Raw genomic sequence first — 16,691 nt, forward strand, 5'->3', positions numbered from 1 at the left:
TATCATTTCGCTGGAGATTAAACAATGCGACTCACACGCGGTTTCAGGAAAAAAATACGTGCCAGAGCGTATAGAACCAGACGATGGCGACGAGAACAACCGAGATCAGCACGGCCAGAGATCCGCAATCCTTGGCGATCTGGATGTCGCGCTGGAAATCCCGCGACACGGCGTTGCACGCCGCTTCAATGCCGGTGTTCAGCACCTCGATCATGATCAGGATAAGCACCGAGCCGGTCAGAACCAGGAAAACCAGCACAGATGGCGCGATCGCCGCCGCGACGGGAATCGACAGGATGAAAAGGATGAGTTCCTGCTGAACCGCCTTTTCATGCACCGCCAGGTGCCTGAGCGCGCGCATGGAATTGACGAATGCCAGTATTAGCCGCTGCATGGTTTGCTCCCGTCCGTCCGTAACGGCAGCTATAAAGCCAGATCGGGCGGCGTCAATCCTTCACGCGTTCCCGGCCCCTCAGTCGCCTGCCACGACGATACCGCCGCCGCTCGCCACATATTTCGGCAGATCGTCGCCGATTTCGTAATAGTCGCCCTTGTCGCCGACAAAAATATGCACTTCGCCCTTGAGACTGGTCGGCTTGTCGAACGATCCGGCCATCACCGAGATGTAGTCGAGATCATGGTGTTTCCAGAACATCACCGATCCGCAATTGCGGCAGAAACCGCGCGCCGCATATTCGCTGGCGGCATACCATTTGATGTTTTCCTCACCGGTGATGGTGATGGCATCCTTCTGGACATTCGTTGCCGCATAGAAATGGCCGGACTGCTTGCGGCACTGCGAGCAATGGCAATAAACGATCCCGCGCAGCTTGCCATGCGCCTTGAAGCGGATGCCTCAGCACAGACACGATCCACTATGCAATTCCGACATCAGGACAGCCTCCGCTCAACACAGAAAAAGATCAGGGTCCGGACCCTAGGCCCGGCGCCGGGCGGTGCCTTGCGCAATCACGCCTTCGGCGCCCGCACCAGCGACACGCGCAGAAGCGCGGCGCCAATCACCGCCGACAGGAGCGATCCAAGCAGCACGCCCAGCTTTGTTTCATCCTGCAGCAGGGGCGAATTCGCGTAGGCGAGAAGGCCAATGAACAGGCTCATGGTGAAGCCGATGCCGCACAGCATCGAAACCCCATACATCTGGAACCAGCTTGCTCCCGCCGGGCGTTCCGCCAGCCGCAACTTTATCGCCAGCAGCGCAAAGGCAAACACGCCAATCTGCTTGCCGACGAACAGGCCGGCCGCCACGCCAAGGGGGACGGGGTCGGCAAGGTTGGACAGCGAGACGCCGCTGAAGGACACACCCGCATTGGCAAAACCGAAGATCGGCACGATGGCAAAGCCGACCCAGGGCTGGATGGCGTGCTCCAGCTTGAGCAGCGGCGATTCGGTTGCCCCCTGCCCGTCCTTGGCCCCGCGCATCGGAATGGTCAGCGCCAAAAGGACACCGGCCACCGTCGCATGCACGCCCGATTTGAGCACAAGAATCCACAGAATGACGCCGAGGACGAGGTAGGCCCAGAGCCGCACCATGCCGAGACGGTTCATGGCCATCAGGATGACGAAAACACCGGCTGCACCGGCAACGGCGGGAATATTCAGCCCGTCCGAATAGAACAGCGCGATGATGAGGACCGCGCCCAGATCGTCGATAATGGCAAGCGCCGTCAGGAAAACCTTCAGGGACAAAGGCACGCGCGAACCAAGCAGGGACAAAACACCGAGCGAGAAGGCGATATCCGTTGCCGATGGGATGGCCCAGCCCCGCGCCGTTTCGGTGCCGGCATTGAAGGCAAGGAAGATGGCCGCCGGAACGACCATGCCGCCGACGGCGGCGAAGCCCGGCAATGCGCGCCGCGACCAGCTGGACAACTGGCCGCTGATCATTTCACGTTTGATTTCCAGCCCGACCAGCAGGAAGAAGATCGCCATCAGCGCATCATTCACCCAGTGAAGAATACTCAGGCCGCCGACATAGGTCTTCAGAAGGCCGAAATAACCGTCACTGAGCGGTGAATTGGCAATGATCAGCGCCAGCGCGGCCACCACCATCAGGATGATGCCACCGGAGGCTTCGCTCTCGATGAAGGAACGGAAAGACGCTGTCAGGCGGATTCGGCGCGAAGGTTTTATTGTCATGGAACCTTGATAGAATCCAAAGACATAAATTTCCAGCCAAAACGGCCCGGCGTTCTGACAGATGCGTGATCAGGTCAGGGCTGTTACCCTGATCGACCAAAACAAAGGGCGGCCTCGAAAGGGCCGCCCTTGCCGTTCATGCCTGTTGTTCAGACGGATCAGCCGTTGACGGCGATCTTCTGCGGATGCGCGTTGCGCTCCTTCTTGAGAAGTTCTGCAACGAGGAACGCCAGCTCCAGCGCCTGGTCGGCATTGAGGCGCGGATCGCAATGGGTGTGGTAGCGGTCCGACAGATCTTCCGCCGAAATCGCCCGTGCACCGCCCGTGCATTCCGTCACGTTCTTGCCGGTCATTTCGATGTGGATGCCACCGGGATAGGTGCCTTCCGCATGATGAACGGCAAAGAAGCCTTCGACTTCCTTCAGGATACGGTCGAAGGGCCGTGTCTTGTAGCCATTGGCCGTGATCGTGTTGCCATGCATCGGGTCACAGGACCAGACCACATCGCGGCCTTCCTTCTGCACGGCGCGGATCAGCTTGGGCAGATGGTCGCCCACCTTGTCATGGCCGAAACGGGCAATAAGGGTCAGGCGGCCGGGTTCGTTTTCCGGGTTGAGCAGGTCGATCAGCCTGATCAGACCATCGGGCTCCAGCGAAGGACCGCACTTGAGGCCAAGCGGGTTCTTGATGCCGCGGCAGTATTCCACATGGGCATGGTCCGGCTGGCGGGTACGGTCGCCGATCCAGATCATGTGGCCTGACGTGCCATACCAGTCGCCGGAGGTGGAATCCACGCGGGTCAATGCCTCTTCGTAGCCAAGCAGCAAGGCCTCGTGGCTGGTGTAGAAATCCGTCTCGCGCAGCGTGTGGTTGGTTTCCGACGTGATGCCGACGGCACGCATGAAGTCCATCGTATCGGAAATCGTACGGGCGAGTGACTCATAGCGCTCGCCCTGCGGGCTGTCCGACACGAAACCGAGCATCCACTGGTGCACGTTCTCGAGGTTGGCATAGCCGCCCTGGGCGAAAGCGCGCAGAAGGTTCAGCGTTGCAGCGGACTGGCGATAGACCATTTCCTGGCGGTTCGGATCGGGGATGCGGGCAGCCTCGGTGAACTCCATGCCATTGATGATGTCACCGCGGTAAACCGGCAGCTCGATACCATCCTTGATTTCCGTATCGGCAGAGCGCGGCTTGGCGAACTGACCGGCAATGCGGCCGATTTTCACGACCGGCTGCGATGCGCCGAACGTCAGGACAACCGCCATCTGCAGGAACACGCGGAAAAAGTCGCGGATGTTGTCCGCGCCATGCTCGGCAAAGCTCTCGGCACAGTCGCCGCCCTGCAACAGAAAACCCTGCCCTTTGGACACGGCCGCGAGCTGGCGCTTCAGCTTTCGCGCCTCACCTGCAAAAACCAGCGGCGGATAGGTACGAAGACGGCCCTCGACATCGCTCACAGCCTGAGCGTCCGGATAAAAAGGCGCCTGCTTGATTGGCTTGCCTCTCCAGGAAGTCGGTGTCCAGTTCTTCGTCATTATTGCACCTGTTTTCTATTGTCCGCACTGGGTAGCGGTGGTTTGCGTTTTCCGGTTGCTCCGGAAGGCGCTCATATAGTGGAAATATCCCTATTATACCAGTCCCGTTAAGGTTTGTGGCGGAAACACGAAATCGAGATTGTCGCAGACGGCATTTTGATTTACGTTAACGTTAAAGTCAAAGCTGGAGCGACCGATGCGCGACATTGCTTTTCAAGCCTCCGATGGCTTTCCCCTGCATGGCACCATGTTTGACGGAAAAGGCACCGGGCCGGCGGTCCTGATCTCCTCCGCGGCCGCCGTTCCCAACACATTCTACCGGCATTTTGCCCGTCAGCTGCTCGATTGCGGCGCCTCCACGGTGCTCACCTACGATTATCGCGGCGTCGCGAAATCCGGAACGCCGAAGGGATGGACCACGCGCCTCGGCATGAAAGACTGGGGCGTGCTTGATTTTCCCGCGGCAGTCGATGTTCTCAAGCGCGCGACCGGTGACAGGCCACTGGTGGGCATCGGCCATTCCTATGGCGGCCTGGCGCTTGGCCTCAGCAACCGCTCTTCCGATTTTGCCCGCTATGCATCGCTTGCCTCGCTCTCCGGCTATTACCGCTATACGGCCGAACCGTTTTCCGTCTTTGCCAAGATGAACTTCCTCGCCCTGCCCCTGGCGCTCTCGCTCGGACGCGTGCCCAAATGGAGCGGTATCGGCGAGGAATTGCCCGGCAGCATCTTCCAGGACTGGGCACGCTGGTGCCGCAATCCCAATTTCCTTTTCGGGGACGCCAAAACACCGGAGTCGAAGCATTTTCAGTCGGTGCGCACGCCCCTCCTCGCCGTCGGATTGACCGACGATCCCTGGGGAACGCCGAAGGCAGTCGATCACCTTTTGACCCATTACGGCAATGCGCCGACAAACCAGCTATGGCTATCTCCGCAGCAATCGACCGGCGGCGCAATCGGCCACCTCGGCTTCTTCCGCAAACACCATACGGCCACGCTGTGGCCGCCTGTCATCGACTGGCTGCTGCACGGGAAAGTGCCGCTGGGAGCAACGCACCGCGCCGAACAACGCGTTGCCTGAAGGAATCAGTTGATATCTCAGGCGTAGGGTGTGCCCGCCATCGCGGCTTTCAGGCCGAGGGTTCCCTGGTCGACAAGCCCGAGGAAGACAGCTGTCGCTTCCCGCGCATCCTGTTTCAGCCGAAAGGAGCGGTGCGCCTGGACGAAAGCCGTGGTCCATGTCGCCAGAAGCTGCCCGGCGGCCAGATCGGCATCGGGATCGTCTGGTTCCCGCCCCGCACTCTCGGACAGGGCCAGACTGATGGTCTGCGCAAGCTCGTCACGGATCGCCCTCGCCCGGGCCTTCAGGGTTTCGCTGCCCTCGATCGTCGCCATGAAGGCCTGGCTCCTGACCGAAAACCTGAGATAAGGAACGTCCTCCGCAGCCAGCCGATGGGCCAGCAGGCGCAATGTCTCGACCGGGGTGACGCCGGGCTCGCGCCGCTGCAACGCGTCGCGCAGCATCTGGCGCCCCTCTTCCTCGCGATCGAAGAACATGTCCTCCTTGCGGGGAAAATGATTGAACACGGTCATCCGCCCGACGTCGGCGGCAGACGCAATCTCGTCCACCGTCACATGATCGAAGCCACGCTGCATGAAAAGCCGGGTGGCAGCGATGGAGATGCTTTGCCGGGTGGCGAGGCGCTTACGGGATCGGCGGTCGGATGGCACTGTCATGTCTCCGCTGATAGCACGATTTATATACTGAGTACAATTTTGTATTGACACGCGGCGCCGGATAATCCCATATAAGTGTACTGAGTATATATTAGGATCAAGTATATGAGCAATGACATTGATATCGTGGTCGTGGGGGCCGGCCCCGTCGGGCTCCTCACCGCCATTGAACTGACTTTAGGCGGTGCGCGCGTTCTCGTGCTGGAGCGCCTCGCCACGCCGAGCCTGGAAATGAAGGCCGGTGGGCTCGGACCGTTGGGGCTTGAGACGTTACAGCGGCGCGGCATGACGGCCGCCATCGCCGCCGCTGAGGCGAGCAGTTTCGCGGCGATGGCGCAGTTCGGTCAGGACCCCCGGGCCAAAGGATCGAAATACAGCGGCCATTTCGCCGGCCTCTCCCTGATCCGGAAGGATGCGCAGAAAGAGCCGGAACGGCGCGCCCGCCCCGTGGACCAGCAGGCCCTCGAAGCCATGCTGGCCGACCGCGCACGCGCGCTTGGAATCGATATCCGCCGCGGCTGCGATGTCACCCGCTTCACCTCGCAGACGCATGGCATTGACGTGGAATGGACATCTCCGGCAGGCACGGATCGTGTTCGCTGCGCCTATCTCGTCGGTTGCGACGGGGGACGCAGTGCGATCCGCAAGATGGCCGGTTTCGATTTCCCCGGCACGCCACCCTCATCAACCTTCTACCAGGCCGTTGCCGAAATCGATCATCCCGACCGCCTCGCACCGATGGGTTGGCGGCGCACATCGGGCGGCATCTTCTCCTACGGGCCGTTCCCCGGCCGGCTTGTGATGATCGAATTCACCGGCACGCCGCAGGACCGGCAGGCGCCGGTCACACAGGAGGAGATCGAAGCGGTTCTGCGCCGTGTCAGCGGCGCCGATGTCCGCGTCAAGGCGCTCGAAAGCGGCAGCCGGTGGACTGACAACACGCGGCTTGTCGACACCTACCGCCAAGGCCGGGTGCTGCTGGCCGGCGATGCGGCGCATATCCATACGCCGTTCGGCGGTCAGGGCCTCAGTCTCGGGCTCGTGGATGCCGCAAATCTCGGCTGGAAGCTCGCCGCCGTCATTCGCGGCGAGATGCCCGAAAGCCTGCTCGACACCTATACGGACGAGCGGCGACCCGTTGCCGAAGCCGTCCTGGCCAACACGCTTGCCCAGATGGCCATCATGCGGCCCGATCCGCAGGCGGGCGCGATGCGCGATATCATCGTCAACCTCATGCAGTTCGATGACGTCAACCGGTTCATCGGCGAGATGATGAGCGGCCTCTCCATCCGCTACGATCTCGGTTCGGAACGGGACGAGGTTGGCCGTCTGACGGGTGACCGGCCGGTCAGCCCCGGCGATGCCGGGACCTCGCTCTACGATCTGATGCAGGATGGCATGGGTGTTCTTCTCGATGCCTCCGCCGGAGGGAAGGCGTCCAGCTTCGTTGCCGCCCGCACAGGAAGGGTGCGGTGCATCGCCATCGATGCAGGACCTTCCCTGCTGATCCGCCCGGATGCCTGCGTTGCCTGGGCGGGTAACGACGACAGCACGGACGGTTTGGAGCAGGCACTCCGGCGCTGGTTCGCGCCATCGCTACCGTGATCCCGCCCGGTTCGAGCCTTTACAGTAGCAAAGGCTCGATATCAGTCGACGCGCGCGCCGTCGACGATCCGGTATGTCGGCTTGTACATCGTCACCAGTTCCTCGGCGGCAGTCGGATGCACAGCCATCGTCCTGTCGAAATCTTCCTTGGTGCATCCGGCCTTCATGGGAATGGCCAGGAGCTGTGCCATTTCGCCCGCATCGGGCCCAAGAATGTGCGCGCCGACAACTTTCCGGCTGTCTGCATCGACAATCAGCTTCATCAGCATCTTTTCCGTGCTGCCGGACAGCGTATTGCGCATCGGGCGGAACACCGCCCGGTACACCTCGACCGCTTTGAATGCGCGCGCCGCGTCCTGCTCGGTCAGGCCGACAGTACCGATCTCCGGCTGCGAAAACACCGCCGTCGCGATCAGCGCGTGGTCCGGCTTCGTCGGATTGTTCTTGAAGGCGGTCTCAAGGAAGCACATGGCTTCGTGAATGGCGACAGGCGTCAATTGCACCCGGTTGGTGACATCGCCGACCGCCCAGATGTTTTCCCTGCTCGTGCGGGAATAGCCATCCACCTTGATCGCACCCGTCTCATCCACGGCAACAGCGGCCGCTTCGAGACCGAGCGATGTCGTGTTCGGCACGCGGCCGATGGCCAGCATCACCTGATCGGCAACAATCGCATCACCGCCGGACAGGTGCACCCGTTTGCGTCCATCATCCTGGCGTTCGACCCTGGTGATGATTTCCGTGCAACGGATATGAATGCCCTTTTCCGCCATGGCCGCGTGCAGCATGTGGCGCAAATCCTGATCGAAGCGCGACAATATCTCCTTGCCGCGATAGACAAGCGTGGTGTCGACGCCAAGGCCATGGAAAATATTGGCGAATTCCACCGCGATATAGCCGCCGCCTTCGATGACAATGGCCTTCGGCAGCGTATCCAGATGAAACGCTTCATTCGAGCTGATGCAGAATTCATTGCCCGGCAGCGAGGGGTGCGGGCTTGGATGGCCGCCGACGGCGATCAGGATCTGGTCAGCGGTCACCCGCCTGCCGGTCTTGAGGATTTCAATCGTGTGATCGTCGATCAGCAGGGCGCGGCTCTCGAAAATCTCCACGTCGGAGTTTTCCAGCCCCTTGCGATAAAGCCCTTCCAGACGGGCGATTTCGCGGTCCTTGTTGGCGATCAGCGTCGGCCAGTCAAAGGTGCTCTTGCCAACGGTCCAGCCATAGCCTGCCGCTGCATCGAAATGTTCCTGGAATTGCGAGGCATAGACGAAGAGCTTTTTGGGCACGCAGCCGCGAATGACGCATGTGCCGCCCATGCGGTATTCCTCCGCCAGCCCGACCCGCTTGCCCATGGCACCCGCCAGGCGTCCCGCGCGCACGCCGCCGGACCCGCCGCCGATGACAAAGAGGTCATAGTCATAGGTCGCCATTTGCACTCACTCCGAATCTGTTCCGCTGCTGATCACTTTATATGGGTTTATAGCGCCGCTTTAAAAGAACAAAGCCCGGCTTGGACACCAGGCTTTGCAAACAGTCAGGAAGCGGAAAGGATCAGGGCTTCGGCTTGGCAGGCGCTGCCGGCTTGGCCGGGGCCTTTGCCGGGGCTTTGGCAGGCGCTTCCGGCGCAGCCGGTGTTTCAGGCGCGGGTGCCGGCGTTACCGGTGCTGTCGCCGCGGCGGCCGCAACGACCTTTTCGGCCACAGCCTGCGCAAGATCGCGGGCAATACCGGCGCGCCAGATGCTGGCGGCCTTCAACACTTCGCGCATTGCGATTGGATCTTCCGACAGGAATTTCTTGCCGGCAGGAGAATTATAAAAGCCGGTAATGGCGTTCAGCTCTTCTTCCGAAAACGACACGGCATAAGCACGGGCAGCTTCGTTTTCGAGATCAGCGCGACGCGCCGCCAGGGCCAATGCCTGCTCGTCCACGGTGGAGCTGATGATGGACTCAAGATTGGGATCCTTATCGATCAGCTGAACTTTCAAGTTCTGTGCCGCATCTGGCAAAATCCCGTCAAACATATCCGTCTTCTTCATCGCTGCAATTGCAGCGCGAGCGGCAGCAAGATGTGATGCGGTGATTTCCTGCGCCTGCGCGGTACAAAGACTGCCCAGCATGATCGCGATAGACAGAGGTGCAATCAAACGGCGAAAGCCAGTTGCTCGGTTCATGGATTTATTGCTCCGTTTTTCTCAAGACTTTGCCTGTCAAGGCTGTGTTCGTGTTCGTATGCCGTCAGCACCGGCCAGAATAGCCACGCGCGCCAGCCCTAGAAATAGTCCATGCTCCACAACGCCCGGTATGGCGTGCAGAGCGTTTGATAACGCTCTTGTATCCGGAATGCGGCCAAAAGATGCATCCAGGATCAAATGCCCGCCGTCTGTAACAAATGCTTCGCCTCCCGTCATCCTCAATGTAACGGAACCGGACAGATCAAGCGCTGCAGCAGCTTTTTCGATGGCGATCTGCGTTGCCGCAAGGCCAAAACGGTTCACTTCAATCGGCAACGGGAACCTGCCGAGCACCTCGACATTCTTCGACTCATCCGCAATCACCAGCATTTGCGCCGACGCGGCAGCCACGATCTTTTCACGCAGCAGTGCGCCGCCGCCGCCCTTGATCAAGGCGAGTTCCGGGCCGATCTCGTCGGCGCCGTCAATGGTCAGGTCCAGCTCCGGCGTTTCTTCCAGCGTGGTCAGCCTGACGCCGAGCTCCCGGCACAACGCCGCCGTGCGTTCCGACGTCGGCACACCGATGACATCAAGGCCCGCGGCGACTTTTTCCGCCAGAAGGCGCACAAATTCTTCGGCCGTGGAGCCGGTGCCGATACCCAGGCGCATGCCATCTTTGACATAGGTCAGCGCTTCGGCAGCCGCCCTGATCTTCAGTGTCCTGGCATCCATCCTTGGCGCCCTCTCCCTGCTTTGACTTGACACTAGTGGTCCTATTCTGACATTCGCATATGGCGCGTGATGTCAAATGGGATGCGAATGTCACATTCGTTCCACTTGGCTCCCTAACACGTCAGACAGACGGGTCAAGGCTCGATACATGATTTCGCCCTATACATAAGCGGATCGTACCACGCCTGAAATGCATAAATCGCGGAACTCCTCATCCGAACCTTAAAATCGCAGGTGCACAGAATGTCCAAACCTATTGTTGTTTTCGATCTCGATGGCACCCTGGTCGATACCGCCCCGGACTTGCTCGACAGTCTCAACCACTGCCTTGAAGCGGCCGGCATGCAGAAAGTAGACCCGGTTGCGCTGCGCCGTTATGTCGGGCAAGGCGGCCGCGTGATGATCGAACGGGCGTTCGAGGCACAGCAGAAAATTCTCAGCCCCGAACAGCTCGACTGGCTGGTCGGTCTTTTCCTCGAGCACTACGGCAAGAACATGCCCGGCCATTCCGCGCTCTACGAGGGCGTGGAAGATGTGATGAACAATCTTGCCAAGGCCGGGTACCTCCTTGCCGTGTGCACGAACAAGTTCGAGGGCCTGTCCGTCAGCCTGCTGACGGCGCTCGGCCAGCAGCAGCGCTTTGCCGCCATATGCGGATCCGATACGTTCGCGTTCCGCAAACCCGATCCCCGCCATCTCTTCGAGACCATCGCCAAGGCGGGCGGCGACCGCGACCGCGCTCTGATGATCGGCGACAGCCGGACGGACATCGACACGGCCAAAGCCGCGGGCATTCCCGTGATTGCGGTGGATTTCGGCTATTCCGACCTGCACGTGTCGAGCTACGAACCAAGCAAGGTCATTTCACACTATCGTGAATTGAACCTCGACCTCGCCGAACGTCTGATCAACGCGGTCAATGCCTGATTTGGCTTGAATCGGAAAGGCTTAGCTTTCCCGACGGCAAGCGCCTGAAGATCCGGGATGGAACAAAGTCTGCAATCATGCGTTGCATATTTTGATCGATACCACGCCCATGGGTGTAGTATCCGCAGCGTATTCGCGCATTCATGACAACGAAGATGTGCATCTTCGGGATTTCAGGAGGAAATATGAGAAAGCTTGTTTCGTTGTTCACTGCGGCCGTCATGTCGATCGGCATGGTTTCCGCAAGCTCCGTGGCCAGTTATTCCGCCCCGATGGTGCCCTTGTCCATCGAAGGCTCGAATCCCGTCAAGGAAGTACGGGATCGCGGCAACTGGCATAAGCGCCATGGCTGGCGCGGCGGCGGTCATTGGCGCGGCAATCGCGGCTGGCACGGTAATCGCGGCTGGCACGGCAACCGGGGATATCGCGGCGACCGCTACTGGTACAGAGGCCATCGCGGATATCGCGACTACCGTCCCGGCTATCGGTACTATAACGGCGCATGGTTCCCGCTGGCTGCCTTTGCGGGCGGTGTGATCATCGGCAACGCCGTCAACAATGATCGCGTTGTCAGACGCGGCTCAAGCTATCACACACGCTGGTGCTACAATCGCTACCGGTCCTACCGGGCGTATGACAATACATACCAGCCCAACAATGGCCCGCGCCGCCAGTGCGTTTCGCCATAAGGCGGAACAGAACGCGCTTGATTCACGACCCCGGTCACCGCTGTGACCGGGGTCGTACTGATGCATTGCCGCCTATGCTTTAGACGGAAGTAGCAGCCAATTTGCCTCAAATTCGCAACCATTGCCCATTTTTTGGGCGATTATCCGCGTTGCAGCGTAAATAGCGGAATGTGCTTGCATTTTTTTCCCAACGCGCTTGAATGATCGTGTGTGAAGGGGATTATGAGTGAAGCCATTTGATGAGATGATCAAAACCGGCGGTCAGGTACGCCCGCCATATGAACAACTGCAATGCTGGCTTAATACCCAGAACCCGGAAAGGTTTGCGCAGAAGGCGCGCGATGCAGAAAATGTCTTCCGCAAAACCGGGATCACCTTCGCCGTCTACGGCGATGAGGAAGCGGCAGAACGCCTGATCCCCTTCGATATCATCCCGCGCATCATCACCGGCAATGAATGGCGCCGCCTGTCGCAGGGCATCGAACAGCGCGTGATGGCCCTCAACGCCTTTCTCGACGACATCTACCACCGCCAGGAAATCATCCGCGCGGGCCGCATCCCGCGGGAATTGTTCACCCACAACGATGCCTTCCTGCCGGAGATGGTCGGCTTCCGCCCGCCCGGCAATGTCTATACCCACATTATCGGCGTCGACATCGTCCGGACCGAAGAAAACCAGTTCTACGTTCTCGAAGACAATGCCCGCACGCCATCAGGCGTTTCCTATATGCTGGAAAACCGCGAAACGATGATGCAGCTGTTTCCGGAGCTGTTCCAGCAGATCAAGGTACGGCCCGTCGAAACCTATCCCAAGCAGTTGCGCCAGTCCCTGGCGGCCGTCGCGCCGCCCGGCTGCAACGGCACGCCGACCATCGCCGTCCTGACCCCCGGCATCTACAACTCCGCCTATTTCGAACACGCCTTCCTGGCCGACCAGATGGGGGTCGAGCTCGTCGAGGGCAGCGATCTCAAGATCGAGAATGGCAAGGTGGTGATGCGGACCACGGAAGGCAACCGCGCCATCGACGTGCTGTACCGGCGTGTCGACGACTCCTTCCTCGATCCCCTCACCTTCCGCCGCGATTCAGCGCTCGGCGTTGCCGGCATCATGGATGTCTACCGCTCCGGCAACATCACCATCGCCAATGCCCCCGGCACAGGCATCGCCGACGACAAGGCGCTCTATTCCTATATGCCGGAGATCGTCGAGTTCTATACCGGACGCAAGGCAATCCTCGAAAATGTGCCGACGCACCGCTGTTCGGAACCGGATACGCTGAAATATGTCCTGGAAAACCTTGCCGATCTTGTCGTCAAGGAGGTTCATGGTTCCGGCGGCTACGGCATGCTGGTCGGGCCGGCGGCCACCAAGCAGGAACGCGAGGATTTCGCGCTGAAACTCAAGGCCAATCCGAAGAACTACATCGCCCAGCCGACGCTTGCCCTGTCGACGACGCCGATCATGACGGAAAAGGGCCTGGCGCCGCGCCACGTCGATCTGCGTCCCTTCGTTCTCGTGTCCGACCGCATCCGCATCACGCCGGGCGGCCTGACCCGCGTGGCGCTGAAGGAAGGCTCGCTCGTTGTCAATTCCAGCCAGGGAGGCGGGACAAAGGACACCTGGGTTCTCGACGACTGACCACTCTTAATGGGGAATGAGGGCTGCCACAGACGGCCCCATCAAGAAATAAAAGAGGGATACAACCAAAACATGCTTCTTGGTCGCACCGCGAATGGTCTCTACTGGATGTTCCGCTATATCGAGCGGGCAGAGAATATGGCACGCCTGATCGATGCCGGTTTGCGGATGGCTTTGACAAAAACCTCCGATGCGCCGGAGGAATGGTCCTCTGTGCTGATGAGCGCCGGGGTGAAAATCGGCTACGATGCAAAATACGGCGAATACAACGCCAGCCTGGTCTCGGATTTTCTGCTGCGCGACCTCGGTAATCCGTCCAGCGTGATGTCCTGCATCGAAACGGCCCGCTCCAATGCCCGCATGGTGCGCACCGCCCTCACCCGCGAAGCCTGGGAAAGCGTCAATGAAACCTGGATGATCCTCAAATCGACGCTCGCCGAGGCGGTTCCCGAAACGGATCTTCCGCGCGTCCTCGACCAGATCAAGCGTGAAACCGCCATCATCCGCGGTGCCTTCCACGGCACGATGCTGCGCAACGAGATTTTCAATTTCGCCCGCATCGGCACGTTCATCGAACGGGCCGACAACACGGCGCGCATTCTCGACGTGAAATATTACGTGCTGCTGCCGTCGATTTCCTATGTCGGCACGACGCTCGACAATTTTCAGTGGGAGTCGATCCTGCGCTCGGTCTCGGCCCACCGCTCCTATCGCTGGGTCTACGATGTCGAATACAATCCGGTGAACATCGCCGATTACCTGATCCTCAATTCGCGCATGCCGCGCTCGCTGAATTTCTGTTACTCGAATATCGTCGACAATCTCACGTTTCTCGCCAATGATTACGGCAAGCGGCACGAGTGCCACGACATGGCGGAAAGCATCATGACACGGCTCGAAAACAACGACATCCGCACCATCTTCGACAACGGCCTGCATGAGTTTCTCAGTGACCTGATCTATCAGACATACGGCCTGGGCAGCAAAATTGCCGAAGCCTACAATTTCGATTGAACGCCATGCTCCTGACCATCAGACACACCTCGCGCTACCAGTATGATTTCCCGGTGCAGTATGCTGTCCAGCGTTTGCGCCTGCACCCCTCAAGCTCGCCCGGCCAGAAGGTCATCGACTGGACCGTGACTGTTCACGGCGCCGAGCAGGAAGCGAATTACCGCGACGGTTACGGCAACCGGACGCAGCTCGTGCGGCTTGACCGCGATGCGAGGGAACTGGTCATCGAGGCTGCGGGCCAGGTGGAGACGGAAGACCGCTCCGGCGTGCTCGGCAAGGTCTATAATTTCATGCCGATCTGGCTCTATGAGCGCGAAACCGCATTGACGAAGCCGGGGGATGCCGTCCGCCAGCTTGCAGCCAGCCTGAACGTCAAGGACGACAAGCTGGCGCTCATGCATGAGCTGATGGACACGCTGCACAGTGCCGTGGCCTATACGCCGGGCACCACCGACATCGCCACGACGGCCGAAGAGGCGCTGACACTGGGAACGGGTGTCTGCCAGGACCACACCCATGTTTTCCTCGCCGTCGCCCGTGTCCTGAAAATTCCTGCCCGCTATGTCTCGGGCTATCTCATGATGCTCGACAGCATCGAACAGACCGCCACCCATGCCTGGGCGGAAGCCCATATTGACGGGCTCGGCTGGGTTGGTTTCGATGCCGCCAACAACATCTGCCCGAACGAGCATTATGTGCGCATCGCCTGCGGCCTCGACTACAATGAAGCGTCGCCCATTTCCGGCATGCGCTTCGGCCCGGGCATGGAATCGCTTGCCGTGGACCTCAATGTAGAGCAGTAATCGCCGGGATTTTTTAAATTCGGGATTCGCTATGACCTATTGCGTCGGGCTTAAATTGGATCGTGGTCTTGTGTTCATGTCGGACACCAGAACAAATGCCGGCGTCGACAACATCTCCACGTTCAAGAAGATGTACACATGGGCGAAGCCCGGTGACCGTGTCATCACGCTTCTGTCCGCAGGCAATCTTGCCACGACGCAGACCGTCATCAGCATTCTCAACGAACGCACCAAGATTCCGTCCGAGCGGGCACCGTCGATCTTCGACATGCCCTCGATGTTCCAGACGGCGAAGCTGGTGGGCGATACGATCAAGAATGTGATCCACGACGTGGATTCCGATGGCCAGCGCGCCGATTCCTTCGGCGCCTCGATCATTCTGGGCGGGCAGATCAAGGGCGGCGAGCCGCGCCTGTTCCTGATCTATCCCGAAGGCAACTTCATTGAATCCTCACCCGACACGCCGTTCTTCCAGATCGGCGAGCACAAATACGGCAAGCCGATCATCGTGCGTTCCTACGATCCGGCCATGACATTCGAGGAAGCAACCAAACTGCTGCTGGTGTCCTTCGATTCCACCCTGAAATCCAACCTGTCGGTCGGCCTGCCCCTGGACATGCAGTTTTACGCGGCGGACAGTCTCAAACTGGGCTTTGAAAAGCGCATCGAGCGCAACGACCCCTATTACGAGGCCATCTCCGACGGCTGGTCGCAGGCTCTCAAACTGGCGTTCCAGAGCCTGCCTTCCTTCGAGATCGATTAGGGTGCGTGGTTCGTGGTTCGACAAGCTCACCATGAGGGACGTGGTTTGGTTTCAATGCCAATCGCAATGGTTGCAGAAATAGCTCCCTGCAACCCGCCACCTCCCTCATGGTGAGCTTGTCGAACCACGCACCGGATCTTTTGCGGGGCACCGGATCTTTTGCGGGCTTCATTGTACAAACCCGCGCCCTAACCCCTTCCGCCCGCTTCACTTTCCCACTATGGTCCGCGATGAGACCGGTCGAAACGGATCGGTCTTGGGGCTTGATAACCCCTCGAGGGCGGCGTTGTGCTGCCGTAAAATGCACTTCCCGGTCTTATGGTCGGGGAGGCCTTCGCGTATGTTCAGGGGGCAACCCTAAAGGCGAAGGCGCTCTCCCTCGAGAGTTATCAGCTCCCCGGTCACCAGAGGCCAAACCTCGGGTGACCACTTTCCTCGCGAGACAAGGGAGTGAACATGGGCAATTACAATTTCTGGCAGGATTTGTTCGATACGTACCAGTCGCTATCCGACTGGCTCAAAATTCTGTGGCTGATCGTCCCGCCCGCCTTCGTGCTGGCGCTCGTCGCCTTAACGCTGCGCTTCCGGATTGAGAGCAGGAAGGTGGAAAGAAGTTTTGACGGTGAACTGGTCTATTCCATCCACCGCGATGCACAAAGCCGGTTGCATGTTGTCAGCTACCTCAAGCCAGCGGGAGATAACCCGTCGCTGCTTTTTCTCGATCAGGGCGACCGCGATGCTTTTGAACACCCGCAGGTCGAACCGCCATCCGCAAACCGATAATTTTGGAGCGCTTCATCAGCTGCTTGGTGCGTGGTTCGACAAGCTCACCATGAGGGAGGTGGCGGGTTGCAGGGAGCTATTTCTGCAACCATTGCGATTGGCATTGAAACCAAACCACGTCCCTCATGG

17 protein-coding genes are annotated in these 16,691 nt (G+C 59.7%); 9 read left to right on the forward strand and 8 right to left on the reverse strand.

What is annotated here, in order from left to right; translation table 11 throughout:
* Positions 1 to 43: 43 nt before the first annotated feature.
* The 4 genes from AC1Q5O_RS08385 to AC1Q5O_RS08400 form a co-directional block, all read right to left on the reverse strand.
* Positions 44 to 394 (reverse strand): diacylglycerol kinase, encoded by a 351-nt coding sequence (locus AC1Q5O_RS08385; RefSeq protein ID WP_223612923.1) that lies wholly within the window; start codon positions 392 to 394, stop codon positions 44 to 46.
* Between the two features lie 78 nt (positions 395 to 472).
* Positions 473 to 853 carry a GFA family protein gene (locus AC1Q5O_RS08390; RefSeq protein ID WP_492563117.1) on the reverse strand — a complete coding sequence of 127 codons (381 nt, stop codon included), beginning with the start codon at positions 851 to 853 and terminating at the stop codon, positions 473 to 475.
* A 116-nt stretch (positions 854 to 969) separates the two neighbouring features.
* Positions 970 to 2,157, reverse strand: coding sequence for a Na+/H+ antiporter NhaA (gene nhaA, locus AC1Q5O_RS08395; protein WP_492562378.1), 1,188 nt, complete (start codon positions 2,155 to 2,157; stop codon positions 970 to 972).
* Positions 2,158 to 2,315: 158 nt separating this feature from the next.
* Complete coding sequence (locus AC1Q5O_RS08400; protein WP_403176267.1) at positions 2,316 to 3,695, reverse strand: class II 3-deoxy-7-phosphoheptulonate synthase; 1,380 nt, start codon at positions 3,693 to 3,695, stop codon at positions 2,316 to 2,318.
* Between the two features lie 196 nt (positions 3,696 to 3,891).
* On the opposite strand from AC1Q5O_RS08400, the gene AC1Q5O_RS08405 reads away from it, so the two are divergent.
* On the forward strand, positions 3,892 to 4,776 hold the full coding sequence (locus tag AC1Q5O_RS08405; RefSeq protein WP_492562379.1) for an alpha/beta hydrolase family protein: 885 nt from the start codon (positions 3,892 to 3,894) through the stop codon (positions 4,774 to 4,776).
* Positions 4,777 to 4,793: 17 nt separating this feature from the next.
* On the opposite strand, the gene AC1Q5O_RS08410 is transcribed toward AC1Q5O_RS08405, so the two are convergent.
* The gene (locus tag AC1Q5O_RS08410; RefSeq protein ID WP_492562380.1) at positions 4,794 to 5,432 is read right to left on the reverse strand and encodes a TetR/AcrR family transcriptional regulator; all 639 of its coding nucleotides are present in this window, start codon (positions 5,430 to 5,432) and stop codon (positions 4,794 to 4,796) included.
* Between the two features lie 105 nt (positions 5,433 to 5,537).
* Between AC1Q5O_RS08410 and AC1Q5O_RS08415 the strand changes: the two genes are divergently transcribed.
* Positions 5,538 to 7,037 carry an FAD-dependent oxidoreductase gene (locus tag AC1Q5O_RS08415; protein WP_492562381.1) on the forward strand — a complete coding sequence of 500 codons (1,500 nt, stop codon included), beginning with the start codon at positions 5,538 to 5,540 and terminating at the stop codon, positions 7,035 to 7,037.
* Positions 7,038 to 7,078: 41 nt separating this feature from the next.
* Here AC1Q5O_RS08415 and gor read toward each other — a convergent pair whose 3' ends face one another.
* From gor to rpiA, 3 genes are all read right to left on the reverse strand, one after another.
* The gene (gene gor, locus AC1Q5O_RS08420; protein WP_492562382.1) at positions 7,079 to 8,470 is read right to left on the reverse strand and encodes a glutathione-disulfide reductase; all 1,392 of its coding nucleotides are present in this window, start codon (positions 8,468 to 8,470) and stop codon (positions 7,079 to 7,081) included.
* Positions 8,471 to 8,591: 121 nt separating this feature from the next.
* A complete protein-coding gene (locus AC1Q5O_RS08425) occupies positions 8,592 to 9,212 on the reverse strand; it encodes a DUF2059 domain-containing protein (RefSeq protein WP_223612915.1) in 621 nt (206 codons plus the stop codon).
* A gap of 36 nt (positions 9,213 to 9,248) precedes the next feature.
* Positions 9,249 to 9,944 (reverse strand): ribose-5-phosphate isomerase RpiA, encoded by a 696-nt coding sequence (rpiA, locus tag AC1Q5O_RS08430; protein WP_492562383.1) that lies wholly within the window; start codon positions 9,942 to 9,944, stop codon positions 9,249 to 9,251.
* A 243-nt stretch (positions 9,945 to 10,187) separates the two neighbouring features.
* On the opposite strand from rpiA, the gene AC1Q5O_RS08435 reads away from it, so the two are divergent.
* The 7 genes from AC1Q5O_RS08435 to AC1Q5O_RS08465 all read left to right on the forward strand — a co-directional run bounded on the left by AC1Q5O_RS08435 (position 10,188) and on the right by AC1Q5O_RS08465 (position 16,562).
* On the forward strand, positions 10,188 to 10,871 hold the full coding sequence (locus tag AC1Q5O_RS08435; protein WP_464661041.1) for an HAD family hydrolase: 684 nt from the start codon (positions 10,188 to 10,190) through the stop codon (positions 10,869 to 10,871).
* A gap of 185 nt (positions 10,872 to 11,056) precedes the next feature.
* A complete protein-coding gene (locus tag AC1Q5O_RS08440; protein WP_492562384.1) occupies positions 11,057 to 11,560 on the forward strand; it encodes a BA14K family protein in 504 nt (167 codons plus the stop codon).
* 226 nt (positions 11,561 to 11,786) lie between these two features.
* A complete protein-coding gene (locus AC1Q5O_RS08445) occupies positions 11,787 to 13,199 on the forward strand; it encodes a circularly permuted type 2 ATP-grasp protein (protein WP_223612911.1) in 1,413 nt (470 codons plus the stop codon).
* Between the two features lie 72 nt (positions 13,200 to 13,271).
* Entirely contained in the window at positions 13,272 to 14,213 is a 942-nt protein-coding gene (locus tag AC1Q5O_RS08450) for an alpha-E domain-containing protein (protein ID WP_346305865.1), read from the forward strand.
* A gap of 5 nt (positions 14,214 to 14,218) precedes the next feature.
* Complete coding sequence (locus AC1Q5O_RS08455) at positions 14,219 to 15,016, forward strand: transglutaminase family protein (protein ID WP_492562385.1); 798 nt, start codon at positions 14,219 to 14,221, stop codon at positions 15,014 to 15,016.
* Positions 15,017 to 15,047: 31 nt separating this feature from the next.
* The gene (locus tag AC1Q5O_RS08460; protein ID WP_492562386.1) at positions 15,048 to 15,779 is read left to right on the forward strand and encodes a proteasome-type protease; all 732 of its coding nucleotides are present in this window, start codon (positions 15,048 to 15,050) and stop codon (positions 15,777 to 15,779) included.
* A 456-nt stretch (positions 15,780 to 16,235) separates the two neighbouring features.
* Positions 16,236 to 16,562 carry a hypothetical protein gene (locus tag AC1Q5O_RS08465; RefSeq protein WP_492562387.1) on the forward strand — a complete coding sequence of 109 codons (327 nt, stop codon included), beginning with the start codon at positions 16,236 to 16,238 and terminating at the stop codon, positions 16,560 to 16,562.
* Positions 16,563 to 16,691: the final 129 nt, after the last annotated feature.

This window comes from Phyllobacterium sp. MT110, from assembly GCF_058792715.1.

Bases quoted from the DNA above. Each gene is read 5' to 3' on its own strand.
- AC1Q5O_RS08455 (WP_492562385.1), top strand. From the start codon at position 14,219: ATGCTCCTGACCATCAGACACACCTCGCGCTACCAGTATGATTTCCCG.
- AC1Q5O_RS08440 (WP_492562384.1), top strand. From the start codon at position 11,057: ATGAGAAAGCTTGTTTCGTTGTTCACTGCGGCCGTCATGTCGATCGGC.
- gor (WP_492562382.1), bottom strand. From the start codon at position 8,470: ATGGCGACCTATGACTATGACCTCTTTGTCATCGGCGGCGGGTCCGGC.
- rpiA (WP_492562383.1), bottom strand. From the start codon at position 9,944: ATGGATGCCAGGACACTGAAGATCAGGGCGGCTGCCGAAGCGCTGACC.
- AC1Q5O_RS08425 (WP_223612915.1), bottom strand. From the start codon at position 9,212: ATGAACCGAGCAACTGGCTTTCGCCGTTTGATTGCACCTCTGTCTATC.
- AC1Q5O_RS08460 (WP_492562386.1), top strand. From the start codon at position 15,048: ATGACCTATTGCGTCGGGCTTAAATTGGATCGTGGTCTTGTGTTCATG.
- AC1Q5O_RS08410 (WP_492562380.1), bottom strand. From the start codon at position 5,432: ATGACAGTGCCATCCGACCGCCGATCCCGTAAGCGCCTCGCCACCCGG.
- AC1Q5O_RS08405 (WP_492562379.1), top strand. From the start codon at position 3,892: ATGCGCGACATTGCTTTTCAAGCCTCCGATGGCTTTCCCCTGCATGGC.
- AC1Q5O_RS08415 (WP_492562381.1), top strand. From the start codon at position 5,538: ATGAGCAATGACATTGATATCGTGGTCGTGGGGGCCGGCCCCGTCGGG.
- AC1Q5O_RS08435 (WP_464661041.1), top strand. From the start codon at position 10,188: ATGTCCAAACCTATTGTTGTTTTCGATCTCGATGGCACCCTGGTCGAT.
- AC1Q5O_RS08465 (WP_492562387.1), top strand. From the start codon at position 16,236: ATGGGCAATTACAATTTCTGGCAGGATTTGTTCGATACGTACCAGTCG.
- AC1Q5O_RS08385 (WP_223612923.1), bottom strand. From the start codon at position 394: ATGCAGCGGCTAATACTGGCATTCGTCAATTCCATGCGCGCGCTCAGG.
- AC1Q5O_RS08450 (WP_346305865.1), top strand. From the start codon at position 13,272: ATGCTTCTTGGTCGCACCGCGAATGGTCTCTACTGGATGTTCCGCTAT.
- nhaA (WP_492562378.1), bottom strand. From the start codon at position 2,157: ATGACAATAAAACCTTCGCGCCGAATCCGCCTGACAGCGTCTTTCCGT.
- AC1Q5O_RS08400 (WP_403176267.1), bottom strand. From the start codon at position 3,695: ATGACGAAGAACTGGACACCGACTTCCTGGAGAGGCAAGCCAATCAAG.